General features: G+C 41.5%; 13 protein-coding genes. 5 read left to right on the forward strand and 8 right to left on the reverse strand.

Annotation, left to right across the window (positions count from 1 at the left end; genetic code table 11):
- Positions 1-63: 63 nt before the first annotated feature.
- Positions 64-1080: a LysR family transcriptional regulator gene (locus tag F7B60_06375; protein MCE4615134.1), complete on the forward strand. Its 1017-nt coding sequence runs from the start codon at positions 64-66 to the stop codon at positions 1078-1080.
- Positions 1081-1087: 7 nt separating this feature from the next.
- Here F7B60_06375 and F7B60_06380 read toward each other — a convergent pair whose 3' ends face one another.
- From F7B60_06380 to F7B60_06395, 4 genes are all read right to left on the reverse strand, one after another.
- Complete coding sequence (locus F7B60_06380; GenBank protein MCE4615135.1) at positions 1088-2566, reverse strand: 4Fe-4S binding protein; 1479 nt, start codon at positions 2564-2566, stop codon at positions 1088-1090.
- Positions 2567-2664: 98 nt separating this feature from the next.
- A complete protein-coding gene (locus F7B60_06385; protein MCE4615136.1) occupies positions 2665-3570 on the reverse strand; it encodes a twin-arginine translocase subunit TatC in 906 nt (301 codons plus the stop codon).
- 104 nt (positions 3571-3674) lie between these two features.
- On the reverse strand, positions 3675-4007 hold the full coding sequence (locus tag F7B60_06390) for a twin-arginine translocase TatA/TatE family subunit (GenBank protein MCE4615137.1): 333 nt from the start codon (positions 4005-4007) through the stop codon (positions 3675-3677).
- A 51-nt stretch (positions 4008-4058) separates the two neighbouring features.
- A complete protein-coding gene (locus tag F7B60_06395; GenBank protein ID MCE4615138.1) occupies positions 4059-4907 on the reverse strand; it encodes an NTP transferase domain-containing protein in 849 nt (282 codons plus the stop codon).
- A gap of 86 nt (positions 4908-4993) precedes the next feature.
- On the opposite strand from F7B60_06395, the gene F7B60_06400 reads away from it, so the two are divergent.
- Entirely contained in the window at positions 4994-5605 is a 612-nt protein-coding gene (locus F7B60_06400; protein ID MCE4615139.1) for a flavin reductase family protein, read from the forward strand.
- Here the strand turns inward: F7B60_06400 and F7B60_06405 are convergent.
- Complete coding sequence (locus F7B60_06405) at positions 5597-7063, reverse strand: amidohydrolase family protein (protein MCE4615140.1); 1467 nt, start codon at positions 7061-7063, stop codon at positions 5597-5599. The two genes, F7B60_06400 and F7B60_06405, sit on opposite strands and share 9 nt — an antisense overlap.
- A gap of 111 nt (positions 7064-7174) precedes the next feature.
- On the opposite strand from F7B60_06405, the gene F7B60_06410 reads away from it, so the two are divergent.
- The 3 genes from F7B60_06410 to F7B60_06420 all read left to right on the forward strand — a co-directional run bounded on the left by F7B60_06410 (position 7175) and on the right by F7B60_06420 (position 10207).
- The gene (locus tag F7B60_06410; GenBank protein MCE4615141.1) at positions 7175-8359 is read left to right on the forward strand and encodes a nicotinate phosphoribosyltransferase; all 1185 of its coding nucleotides are present in this window, start codon (positions 7175-7177) and stop codon (positions 8357-8359) included.
- Positions 8356-8850 (forward strand): hypothetical protein, encoded by a 495-nt coding sequence (locus F7B60_06415; GenBank protein ID MCE4615142.1) that lies wholly within the window; start codon positions 8356-8358, stop codon positions 8848-8850. The genes F7B60_06410 and F7B60_06415 overlap by 4 nt, the downstream gene beginning before the upstream one ends.
- Positions 8851-8986: 136 nt before the next feature.
- A complete protein-coding gene (locus F7B60_06420; protein ID MCE4615143.1) occupies positions 8987-10207 on the forward strand; it encodes a methionine adenosyltransferase in 1221 nt (406 codons plus the stop codon).
- Positions 10208-10336: 129 nt separating this feature from the next.
- Here F7B60_06420 and F7B60_06425 read toward each other — a convergent pair whose 3' ends face one another.
- Genes F7B60_06425 through F7B60_06435 form a run of 3 tightly spaced genes read right to left on the reverse strand, consistent with a single transcriptional unit; the run spans position 10337 to position 12850 of the window.
- A complete protein-coding gene (locus F7B60_06425) occupies positions 10337-11053 on the reverse strand; it encodes an ABC transporter ATP-binding protein (GenBank protein ID MCE4615144.1) in 717 nt (238 codons plus the stop codon).
- Between the two features lie 6 nt (positions 11054-11059).
- Positions 11060-11821, reverse strand: a complete 762-nt coding sequence (locus F7B60_06430) for an ABC transporter ATP-binding protein (protein ID MCE4615145.1) — start codon at positions 11819-11821, stop codon at positions 11060-11062.
- A gap of 12 nt (positions 11822-11833) precedes the next feature.
- Positions 11834-12850, reverse strand: a complete 1017-nt coding sequence (locus F7B60_06435) for a branched-chain amino acid ABC transporter permease (protein ID MCE4615146.1) — start codon at positions 12848-12850, stop codon at positions 11834-11836.
- Position 12851 lies beyond the last annotated feature (1 nt).

Genomic DNA, 12851 nt, shown 5'->3' on the forward strand with positions numbered 1-12851 from the left:
CATCCTTTTTACCATCAATCCTGAACCAGATATTATAACAGGTGTAACGGAGGCTCCTATGGATTGAAAAACCCTAGGATACGCTATGATATTATAGTGGAAGTAGACGGTAAAGAAGTTCTTGACAGCTTAACATCCAAGTTATTACTTGGAGTTAAGAATAAGGGATCACTCCTTAAAGCATCTCAATCACTCGGAGTGCCATATTCCAAGGCGTGGGATATGTTAAATAGAGCAGAACGGGTTCTAGGTGAAAGGTTGCTAGAAGCTTGGAAGGGCGGGGGAGGTAGGGGCGGCGCCCGGCTTACCCAGGTAGCAGAGGAGTTGCTTAATGCTTACTTAGCTGGAGAGAAAAAACTCATTGAGTGTTTAGGCCCATTGTTCCCTAGAAGTAGCGCTCAAGTAGAGCCGTCCCTCATAGTTGCCTATAGCCACGATCATATTATAGAGATCCTAGTAGAGAGGGTGAGGGGTAAGCTCCCGGTTGAGGGGGTTTGTAGTGGTTCCCTCAGAGCTCTAGCAATGCTCTCACTAGGAGAGAGTGATGTGTCATGTATGCATCTCTACGATCCGGAGGAAGACGCTTATAATTATTCATATCTACGTAAATACTATATAGAGAATCCTATTCGCCTCGGAGGCTTCGAGAGAGAAGTTGTCTTTGCTGTGAATCCCAGTCTAGATGCATCTAGTGTACAGGATGTACTTGAGCTTATCGGTTCAGGGAAGGCTAGAATTGTGAATAGAAATGCTGGTAGTGGTACAAGACTATACCTTGACTTACTCCTAGAAAAAAACGGAATAGAGAGATCCCGAGTTATGGGTTATGACAATGTCAAGTTTACGCACGAAGAAGTCGCCCGTGAAATAGCTTCAGGCAGAGTTGACGCTGGAATAACCATTAGATACTATAGCGAGCTTTACGGCTTGAAAGGTATTAATATTAAATGGGAGAAATACGAGTGCTTTACAACAAGTGAGAGGAGAGGTTCTGAAGGAGTGAAAGCCTTCTATGAAACCCTCAATTCCGATTTGACAAACGAGTTAATCGGGAAACTACCTGGTTACAAGCAGATATAGTGGAAAATTAGTTAGACTCTTCTCTAGACCCCCCGAGTAATTGGCGTTCAATCAGTGTCTTCATTTTGCATTCCTGGCAAAGCCATAGTTGCTCGAGAACCCATTCGTCAACTCCTGATTCCTTGAGTTTTCTCTCCAGTGCAAGTAAATGCTTTTTCGATCCTATTGGTTTCCCACAGCGTTTACATTTTGCTATTTCATCTCTTGCTAATATGTGCGCCTCTTCTTTCAGTATATCCCTATTAAACTCATAGTCTAGCTTTAAAGCATCATATGGGCATGTTTTTTCGCATATCCCGCATGCCGTACATCTATCCGGGTGAAAAATTAACTGAGTTTCATCTCCATCATTTACTCTTTCAAGCGCCCTGAAAGGGCATAGATTAGAGCAAGCATCACATACCAAGCATTTTTCATCATCGACCTTCACAAGGCCTACAACAGGATCTGTAAACTTTACTCTTTCAACCCCTAATGCAGACAAGATCTTATAGGCGTCTGTTTTTTCCTTAACAACAGAATAATCCTCTTCCAAAATCTTTATAGTAGGAGGCTTGCTCAGCGCCTCAGCTAACTCACTTGGTTGTATCAGTATTTTTGGCAAGGTTCCTAGCGGTTCCATGTTCCTTAGCCTCGGCTCAAACATCTCCCTACTCCCACAAGAGTTTATCTCTTCCCCACTACAGTATACCAATACTTGGAATCCCTTAGAGGCTGAAGCCAGTATATGATAGTCTGAGAACCAGCCTGGACACTCAACGTTAACGAAAACAGTTGGGTAACTGACTCTTATTTCTTGCTTACTTAGCTTAGCAAGTAAATCATTACACACACCAACAACATAACCCGGTTGTGAGGAGTACCTCCGAATTATCGAAAGAAGGTAGGTTAGAGATTCTATGTTCCATTGAGGCATAAGTATTAATCCAAACGGGCATGATCCCGTGCATAACCCGCATCCCGTGCATTTATCCAGATTAACTTGCGGGGGTTTCCCTGAAAGGGCTTCGAAGGGGCATGTTTCTACACATGCATTACAATATTTCCATGATTTACAGGTTTCTGGCTGTATTAACATGGGAGCAGGATAGTAGTCAAATAATGACTTAAACGGGGATGTCAGCATTGCTCTTCTATCCACCGTCTTTGTTGGCCTAATTTTATAGAGGGCTTTCTGCGCCATGAAGGATAATAGGGCAGAGTGTTTCGCATGAACAAGGTGGCGTGGATCTATACCTGGTATATAATTAAATTCCAGTGTATCCAGAGGATGATATAGATAAAAGTTCGATCCCTTTTTCTCTATCTCCTTACGGATATTAGGATAGTTTTCCCATGCCCTAGAGTATAATCCTAGAACAGGCTGATCCTTAGTTGCATTTGATATTATAGAGTCCTCTAACTCATCCTCACTATCATAAATGAGGGTGTATACGTTTAATTGCCCGATTTCTTCTATTACCTTCTTAGTCGTTATTACAACCAATATTAATCACACCTAGATGCGTCTATGTGATAGGAATATTAATCCATTCTCTATAGATTCCACAGGGTAGAACCCCGGGCTTACACCGGATTCTCCATTTAAGCATCCTTGTTCTGATCCTGAAGGACGATAGGTTCAGGGGATATAACTTCAGTCGGCACTGGTATCCCATCATTTCCGCGTCTTTTGTGTTTAGCTCCAAGCTTTGCTGCCAACATTATTGCAGCAAACATGCCTGTACCTATTACAACCATTCCCAATCCACTAGGATCCGGGCTTATAGCTGCTCCTAAAACCATGCTTAGAAAGAAAATATATTTTTTATTCTCGCCGACGAACCATTTATCTTCTACAACATTAAACGACACCAACAGATATACTATCAATGGGACTTCGAAGGCTACTCCCGTAGCTAGTGCTATCAGTATTATTGTGGAAAAGAGCTGCTCTACATCTGAAAATGCTATTAATGTGTTACTTCCTACTACAGCGGCTGATGTTATTATCATTATTCTGAAAGCAAATGGGAGAACTATAAAGAAGGCAATCGCGATACCTACTAGAAATAATCCTATCGCCGCGATTGCAAGAGACTTTATCCTACCTTTCTCACTGGGATATAACGCCGGTTCCACATAGGCATATATTTCATGTGCTATTACAGGGCTTGCACCTAAAAGCCCTAGAAGTAACGCTGTCTTTATTAAGAGGTTAAATCCTGCAAACGGATTATACTGTGCTATATGCACAGCAAACGTTTTCCCGTGCCAAGTAACAGTTTTAGGTAGAACATAGCTTATAACTGCATTTGGAAAGTAACTGACTAGTGGAATATAGTATTTAAAGTCGACAGGAATGAATGATAGTACTCCTGCAGTAACTATTACCGCTATAAAAATTCTTCTCAGACGTATTGAGAGTTCTACCAAGTGATCCATTATAGGTTTTTCCCTATCATGAGGTGGTATACCGTCTTCAACTCTCTCCCTCCTTAGTTCATTCAATATCACGCACCATTATTATTCATCACAAAAACTATGTTATCTATAGGTTCAGCGAATTCGAATGTAGTTATAACGTGGCTCAGCTCTATTACTTGTATATATTTTTAGATAATACCTTTCTCTTTAGCTTTTGCCAGTACCTCTTTCACAAGTTCAGCATTACTCTTGCCTTCAGTAGATACCTCTAGTTTGCTAGCCAGCTTCTTAACTAAATCCATATCAATATCGCTTGATGATTCACTTGACTCAGAGGCAGCGTGAAGCTTTTTAGCTTGACCTATGGTTTCCTCGTCATACAATCCTTGGCTGGCTTTTTTGAATTCCCTCATAGCCTGTCCTAGACCTTTAGCTAGTTGGGGGAGCTTTGTTGGCCCCAGTATTAGGAGCAGTATAACCAGTAGAATTAATAGCTCGTCTCCTTGGAGAAACGCACCCACTCCAGACACCTCTTTTGTCCGTATTTCATGTTTCAACTTGTGGTAATAAGCTTATATACGGTTTTCCATCTGATTTTCATTAGCCATTAGGACTAGTTTTTCTAGCTCTGCAACCCGATGAGCGTCTTTTCTTGCGTGAATAGAAAACAGTGTGAGCCCCAAAGACTTGTACTGTTCTGATTCTACTATATACATAACTCTAGCAGTCAGATATTTCTTGCCTTTTATATATGAAAGTGCTTTAGAGAAAAAATTGCCTTGACCGAGAATAAGTTGTTCCTGAATAGGAGGTGAGACTCTAATATTATGCATACCAGGATCGTTTACATTTAAGAATTCTTTATAGGAATCCGTGAAGTAAGACCATTCAGGGTACATGGAAATTCCTGCGCCTCTATAGAGATCGGTTGTTCTCGTTAAATGCCTACGAGTTATACAAGAGTCTCGGATAGCTTGAAGCGCATTACCCTTTACGTACCCTACTGTGACAGCTGGGTATCCCCCGGGGAGTAGAGGCGATAACGCTTCAACACCTGTTTTATCAGCTATCTCAGCCAGTCTACTCAAAGTATCAGCCTTTATATAGGGGTAATCAACTGCAACTATCCAGTATGACGTATATATAGGATCAAGTGACATTATGCTTGAAAGCCCTCTTGGAGGCCCGCTGCATGGTAGTTCTTGATCTTTGACTAGGTTCCCTCCTAGTTGAACAGCTAGTTCAACCGCTTCTCTAGGAGTCCTCTCCGAGTATGATATTAGTATGCTACTTGTGAGCTCTGATAATTCTTTGAATACTCTTTCTAGGAATGTTTTCCCCTCAATCTTCTCTAGGGCCTTCGGCCTGCCATACCTTTCCGATGACCCCCCTACTAGTATTATGCCAGCCGCATCCTTCATAGCTTATCCTTGTATAACGCGTGTAGTATGTAGAGGTAATTATTATTGGTGACGTTTCTAACCAACCTTTGTCGGTGTATTCCTTGGTGTATAAGCGGGTTAGTGATAGGGAACTAAGATTGCTGAGGCCGTTACCTGTTTTCTTATTGTTTACCGGTTCTATGGTTGAGGGTGACTTAGACGTCATGACGTTGAGCTGGGTTACCCCTCTATCTAAAAGGCAGAGGAAGATAGGGATTGTGGTTGAGAAGGGTAATTACTCCTGGTCTCTTCTTGAGAAGTATCCTTGGTTTTCTATAGCTATCCCGGATTCCTCTCAAGTAGACCTCGTTAAGTATGTTGGAACTAGGAGCAAGCGGGAAAGTGATAAGATCTCGACAACTGGGATTAAACTGCGTTCTTGGGATGTAGATGAGAATATTCCTTTTCCAGAAGGATTCATGGGGGTTTTAGTAGGTAGGATTATACGAGAAGTCGACTTCGATTCTTCTACAATGTTTGTAGGTCATGTTGAGGCTGCATATGCGGATAGTGATGCTTACGATGATGAAAACGGCTGGATTATAGAGGAGAAAAAACCCGTTCTTCACCTGGTTAAACATTATTTTGCCTTTCCTTGTAGTAGAGTTTCAGTAGTCAATACTCGATGGGGGATTGGTATAAAGAAGCCATGGAGAAATATGTTTGACTCAAAGTAGCTTATCCTGTAGAACTAATGGTAGTAACCTCGCCGGCCCCCTCCATTCCTTATTGGAAGGGTCATTAGGACTCCACGCTATTGAGCTTATATTAGTGTTAACTTCGAGTTTTCCTAGTTCAGATACTGTTCCACCGGAAGCTTTTGCAGCCATAATTGTATAGGCTTTGAATGCTTCTTTGGGGCTTAGTGACTCGTTTTCATTACAGAGTATTGTATCACAATCAGAGTAAGCTGCTCTAAGTGTCTCCCAAGGCTGGTAAGGGTCTACAGGAGAGTCAGTTGAAAACGATAGTTTTACTCTGTTTCTTAGCATTGTTCTATATCTGTAAGTTTCTAACGCTCTGCCTATGCCCAACCTTTTATCAAGCCACCAGTCCCCGATCCTAAAGTAGGGTTGAACAACTATATGGACTCCTAAAGCTGAAGCCCTGACAATATCACCATCATCCGCCAAACTGAAATGTTCTATTCTACCATGATCACTCAATCCTAGTCTCTCATAGGCTTCTAAGACTTCTGATATTGCAAGATCCCCTATTGCATGGATTGCTACTCGGAGATTTCTGGAGAGGGCTTCTCTAGCTATTTTCTCTATTTCCTTTGAGGTTAGAAGTAATTGACCATGTGTTTCCTTATCCGCATACGGTTCCTCGAGTGCTGCGGTGTGAGCCCCAAAGCTGCCATCTGCATATAACTTGATCCCTGCTAAAGATATATTTGGATCAGGTATCTCTTGGAATTCGTTTATCCTATAATAGTCCGGGTAACATGAGACTTTTTGAAGAATATTCCGTTGCCGAGATATGGTTATGAGAGAACGGTATTCGCTTGGAGTGCAACTCATACTAGACAATCCCGCTATTCCCGTTTCAGCGAGTTCTTTTAGGGCAGCATGTACATACTCTATCGTATTTCCATTCCTTTCCAGTAGCGTGTTAACCGTATATTCTACTGCATCCTCCAGCAGTATTCCTTTCTCAGCGTCAACGAATTTTGGATACTTCTTTTGCGGCTCAACTATTCTGAGAGCCAAAGTGTTAGCAACTGCCATGTGACCACATACCCTCACTGCAATAGCAGGTCTATCCTGAACGTACTTGTCGAGAATTCTCCTAGTGGGGATTGTTCCAGGAGTGTTAAAAGACTCTTGATCCCAGCCTCTGCCATAAACTATGCTTCCACTCACGCCTGCCAACAGTCTACCTATTTCCTCGGGATCCCTCGTATTCTCTAGGCTTGCGCCCAAGAGTTTTATTCCTGTACCTGTTAGATGTATATGTGCATCGATAAAACCTGGAAAAACGTATCCTTTTATCTTGACGGTTTTGGCATAGCTTATCTCTCCCCTATCTATGCCTATTACCACTCCGGTTGCCGTGTCTACAGCTATGTTGTTTCCAATATGATGTAAGCTGTTGTCTAATACGCTATCAGCTTCGATGACCAGTGTAGGCATTGTTTATACACTATTCATCAGAATAATATGTAAACAAGTATATTATTATAGACCTTGTACTTATTTCACCCTTGAGATTACAGCTATAAATGGTTAGGGAGTGTGAAGAGTATGGTTGACAAGAAAATTATGATACCAACTGAAGAGGAAATAAAGAAAGGATTAGTTACTGATATTTACTTCTATCGTACAAAGAGAATCCTTGAAGAATCCGGCTTATCGGATGTTAGAGTTAGAATGGAGGTTCACTCGTACAAGCTTCCGAGCAACTATAAGTGGGCTGTTTTCGCCGGGTTATCAGAGACGATTAGCATTCTAGAAAACAAGGATTTGACTGTTTACGCCATACCAGAAGGCACCTTTTACAAGGAGAAAGAGCCCCTAATGATAATAGAAGGCAAGTATGTTGATATGGCTATGTTCGAAACGGCTATTCTCGGTATACTAAGGCATGCAACTAGTGTCGCAACTAAGTCATCAAGAATTAAGAAACTTGCAGGGAATAAAACTGTTCTATTCTTTGGCCTAAGAAGTAGTCACCCCGCAATCTCACTGGTCCTCGATAAATATAGCTACCTAGGAGGGCTGGATGCGGTAAGTGGTTTACTAGCTGAGAAGTATTTAGGATTAAAACCTAAGGGCACAATGCCTCATGCTTTGATTATAGTATTTGGTAATCAAGTAGAGGCATGGAAATGGTATGCCAAAATATATGGGCAGGACTCGCCTATCATTGCTCTAGTAGATACCTTTATGGATGAAAGATATGAATCCCTACTGGCTGCTAGGGAGCTAGGTGAGAAGCTAGGGGGAGTAAGACTGGATACCCCTGGAAGCAGGAGGGGGAGGATGAGGGATATAGTTGAAGAGGTTAGGTGGACCCTTGATATTAACGGATATAAGAATGTGAATATAATCGTAAGCGGAGGCATAAATGAGGCGGATATCACGGAGCTGAGAGACGTAGTTGACGGTTTCGGCGTGGGTACTAGTATAGCGTGGCCTAAGAATGTTGATATAAGCATGGATATAGTCGAGGTAGACAGGGGAAACGGGTGGGAGAAAATAACGAAGAGGGGGAAACTACCGGGGGCAAAAGCACTTTACCGTTGCTTAGGAATGCATGATCACATTACACTACTTGACGAGGAACCCCCAGAGAAATGCCCAGACGGGTCTAAACCCGTTAAAATGACAAGGAAGATTATGGAGAACGGTAGACTATTAGAAGAGTTGCCTGGGCTGGTTGAAACCAGGGAATACGTGCTTAAGCAATTAGAGGAGACAGACATTTGAAAACAGACGATAAAATTATCTGCAGAATAGTGACTAGTGACAGTATAGTTAATGGAGAGAAGCCTGACTCTTCTTTAGAGTTTTTTAACAATAAAGCCAACGAACTAGGCTTGACGCCCTACACTATCTATACTTCCAACAGTCTTGTTAAAATACGCGATGCAGTACACAGGTTATTGTTGAGCGGATGTAGAGTAATAATAGTGACAGGTGGAACCGGGGCATCTCCCTGGGATTTAAGCATCCAGGCAGTAGAGCCCTTAGCTGGCAAAGAACTGCCCGGTGTAGGGGATTTACATAGGGTTTTTTCATTTAATAATGGCGTGAAGGCTGCTTGGGCTTCTAGGGTAACAGGATTTATTTCAGGTTCTTCTATAGTATTTGTCGTTCCCGGTAATCCCGATGCTCTAAAAGTTTTATTTGATATAATCGAGGATAAACTATTGCACGTACTCCGTGAGATTTGGGGAGAAAAAGTCCACAATAATTAAGGATAATACGAGTCAGCATATAATCGTTTATGCCCGGAGGAAACTGATTTATTTGTTATTCTCGACCATTATTTTTCTCAAGGTACATGTTTAAGACGGCTTTCGAAAAGGCTGAGACTCTTGAAGGTGGAATAGAATGGTTCAAAATCTATTCATAGAGGAATACAGGCATCCTCCTATTTACAAACTTGAAACAGAACTCGTGGAGAGGAAAGGCCTTGGCCACCCTGATTACATAGCTGACTCTGCAAGTGAAATAGCTAGCAGAGAGTTGAGCAAGTATTATCTTAGAGAATACGGTAGGATCCTGCACCACAACTTGGATAAAACACTCCTAGTCGGAGGTCAAGCTAAAGTCTACTTCGGAGGAGGTCAAATAATACACCCTATATATATAATAGTATCTGGGAGAGCAGTAACCACCGTGAAAACAAATAATGGAGTAGACGAAGTTCCTGTAGGGTCTATTATTCTAGGAGCAGTCAAAAAATGGATAAAAGAAAACATGAGATTCCTTGAACCCGAGGAACATGTTATAGTGGATTATAAGATTGGTAAAGGAAGTGCTGATCTAGTTGGAATATTTGACACCGCGAGATCAGCTCCTAGATCCAATGATACGAGCTTTGGAGTAGGTTATGCACCACTTTCACCACTAGAATCCCTCGTATTTGAAACAGAGAGGCTTCTAAATAGCAAGGAAGTTAAGAGTAGGATTCCCGCTGTAGGTGAGGACGTTAAAGTGATGGGGCTAAGGGAAGGCGACACTATAGATTTAACTATAGCTATGGCTGTCGTATCCAGCCTCGTCGCAGATAAAGAGGATTATCTGTCTGTGAAGGAAGAAGTTAGAGAGAAAGTCTTGGATCTAGCCTCAAAAATCGTGCCAGACTACAATGTAAACGTGTATATAAACACTGGAGACACCCCAGAGAAAGGTATCTTCTACCTAACATACACGGGAACCAGCAGTGAACATGGAGATGATGGAATGACCGGGCGTGGAAATAGAGTTAATGGGTTAATAACACCGCTAAGACCCATGAGTTTAGAGGCCACAGCCGGTAAAAACCCTGTGAGCCATGTCGGTAAGATATACAACGTCGCAGCTATGCTAGCTGCTAACAAGATCGCAGACGTTGTTAGTGACGCTGAGGAGGTTTATGTAAAACTGCTAAGCCAGATTGGAAGACCTATTGATGAGCCCTTGGCAGCTAGCGTAATGGTCAATCCGGGAGAGGGGAGAGAGCTTACGTCCAGTGAGAAGGAAGAGATACGTGGAATCATCAATGAGATAGTGGGTAATATAATGGGCATTACTGATATCATTCTCAATGGAGAAACTATACTCTTCTAGCGAATTAACCCTTTCTTCCAGCATGTTAGTATGTAATAGGCACCCGGCTAAGCCTACCTTAATTATAAAATAGGAGATGAAGACGCTCAGAGATCCTGTAAAAGTGAAATATAAAAAGAAATGAGTGAATTACATTCCTAAGTAGGCTTCTTTGAACTTCGGGTTCTCAGTTAACTCGCTTATTGCTCCTTCTAAAACAATCCTGCCATTCTCCATTACATAACCGTAGTCTCCTATGCTGACAGCCATTTGAACACTTTGCTCCACAAGTAGCACCGTGAGCCCCTCCTCGTCTCTAAGTCTTCTAATTACATTTCCTATGTCTTGAACTAATTTCGGCGCTAAGCCTAGACTGGGCTCATCCATCATTAGTATCTCCGGGTTTGACACTAACCCTCTTGCAATTGCTAGCATTTGTTGCTCACCACCACTGAGCGTGCCTGCTTTCTGGTTTAATCGTTCTTTTAGTCTGGGGAAGAGGTTGAAAGCCTTCTCCAAGTTCTCATCAAATTTCTCCTTAGCCCTTTTCGTAAACGAAGCCAAGTATAGGTTTTCATATACTGACAACTGAGGCCACAGTCTTCTGCCTTCAGGAACAAGAATTAAGCCTGTTTCAGCTCTATGGTGTGCTGGCAATTTGGTTACATCTTCTCCGTTAAACTCTATCATCCCATCCCAGGCTTTTAATACTCCCGATATCGTCCATAATGTAGTGGTCTTTCCGACACCATTTGAGCCTAGTAAAGTAGTAATTGTTCCTTTTTCTACCCTGAGGTTCACACCATGGAGTACTTCTGTTTCACCATAACCAGAAACCAGATTTTCAACTCTTAACACGACGCTCATTTCTAATCACCTTTTCTGAACAAATTTCAACGCTAACTCAGGGTTACCTAGATAAGCAGCAATAACCTCTGGATTGTTAGCTATCTCAGTCGGCGATCCCTCAGCTATCTTCCTACCGAAATCCAGTACAATCATTCTCTCCGCGAAATTCATTATAGCATGCATAACATGTTCTATCATAACAATCGTAATCCCTTTCTCCTCGTTTATTTTCTTCAATAACCCTATCATCACATCAATCTCACTTGGAACTAAGCCTGCAAGAACCTCATCGAGTAACAGGAGATCCGGTTGAGAGGACAATGCTCTAGCCAACTCGAGTCTTTTCTTCTCTTGAACATTCAACAAACTAGCAGGCAGATTCTCTTTTTCTCTTAAATCAACAAAATCAAGCGTATCTAATGCTATCTCCCTAGCCTCGTCTTCACTTATAGAATCATGCCTTGGCCCAAACAATGCACCAATCATAGCATTTTCTAGAACGGTTAAATCACTAAAAGGTTTAACAACCTGGTGTGTTCTAGCCATACCATACCTTGCCCTTTTATGAGGAGACCAATTAGTCACATCAGTATCTTTAAATATAACCTTTCCAACATCTGGTCTATATACCCCGTTTATCACATTAAACAGTGTTGTTTTACCTGCCCCATTAGGACCTATTATACCAAATCTCTCCCCTTCCCTCACTCTAAAAGACACCTGGCTTAAAGCAGTTAATCCCCCAAACCGTTTCGTCACGTTATCCACTACCAGAATATCAGCCACAACACATCACCTTTACTCTAACCATCTTCTTAGCCTAGGTAATTTCTTCTTCAGCAATCCAACTACTCCTTCAGGAAAGAAAGCAATTATAACAACAACTGTAGCCCCAAGTATAACATAAGTAAGTTCTCCAACTGTAGTTAAAAGAGACCAGTCAAGAATATAGTATATAACTGCACCAATAATAGGTCCTATGAATGAGCCAATTCCACCTACAGCAACCATTATGATCATTTTTATACTGAATAGAAGGCTAAAATCATGTGCAGCATAAGATTTCCTGAATTCACTAGCAACCCCCCATAGACTTCCTATTAACCCTGCAAGGATGAAAGCATATATCTTGTATCTGAACGTATCAACTCCCATGACTTCAGCGGCATCCTCGTTTTCTCTAATAGCTGCAAGTCCGTATCCAAACTTACTTATACGTATAAAATATGCCAGATATATTGTTATAATGAATAAAATGAAGTGCATCCAGTAGAAAGTAGTATCAGAAAGCCCCATGTTTGGATTTGTTAGTTCCTTCCCTCCAAATGGTGAAAGCATTGAGGTAATGTATATTATTAAAAACATCACTACATAGTCTAATCCTATCGTAGCAATAGCGAAAAATGCTCCTCTCAACCTCAAAACAGCATACCCGACAATCCATGCTATCAGTACCGACAAAACGACCGCTAATAATATGCTTTCCGAAAAGAAAACTGCTAGCATCTCATTGCTAATCCTACCATGCATAGAAACATAAGACAAAATACGAGATCTATTAGCTATAGCCAAGATATATGCTGTAGAGAACGATCCTAATCCCACGAACACGGAGTGCCCGAAACTTACATATCCAGTATAACTCATTATAACAGCCATTGCCAATGCTATACCAATATAGAACATTAAATCTGATCCGTTTGCAATGTATACTCTAGGAATCAAATTACTACTGCCTAAATAACCCAATAAAAGGAAGAATATTACAATCAGTGTTGACATTAGAAATCCTGGACGCTTTATAACACTAGTCAAT

The organism is Candidatus Tiamatella incendiivivens (genome assembly GCA_015522635.1).
Classification (GTDB): domain Archaea; phylum Thermoproteota; class Thermoprotei_A; order Sulfolobales; family Acidilobaceae; genus Tiamatella; species Tiamatella incendiivivens.

Bases quoted from the DNA above. Each gene is read 5' to 3' on its own strand.
- F7B60_06395 (MCE4615138.1), bottom strand. From the start codon at position 4,907: ATGAAGGATGCGGCTGGCATAATACTAGTAGGGGGGTCATCGGAAAGG.
- F7B60_06405 (MCE4615140.1), bottom strand. From the start codon at position 7,063: ATGCCTACACTGGTCATCGAAGCTGATAGCGTATTAGACAACAGCTTA.
- F7B60_06410 (MCE4615141.1), top strand. From the start codon at position 7,175: ATGGTTGACAAGAAAATTATGATACCAACTGAAGAGGAAATAAAGAAA.
- F7B60_06420 (MCE4615143.1), top strand. From the start codon at position 8,987: ATGGTTCAAAATCTATTCATAGAGGAATACAGGCATCCTCCTATTTAC.
- F7B60_06425 (MCE4615144.1), bottom strand. From the start codon at position 11,053: ATGAGCGTCGTGTTAAGAGTTGAAAATCTGGTTTCTGGTTATGGTGAA.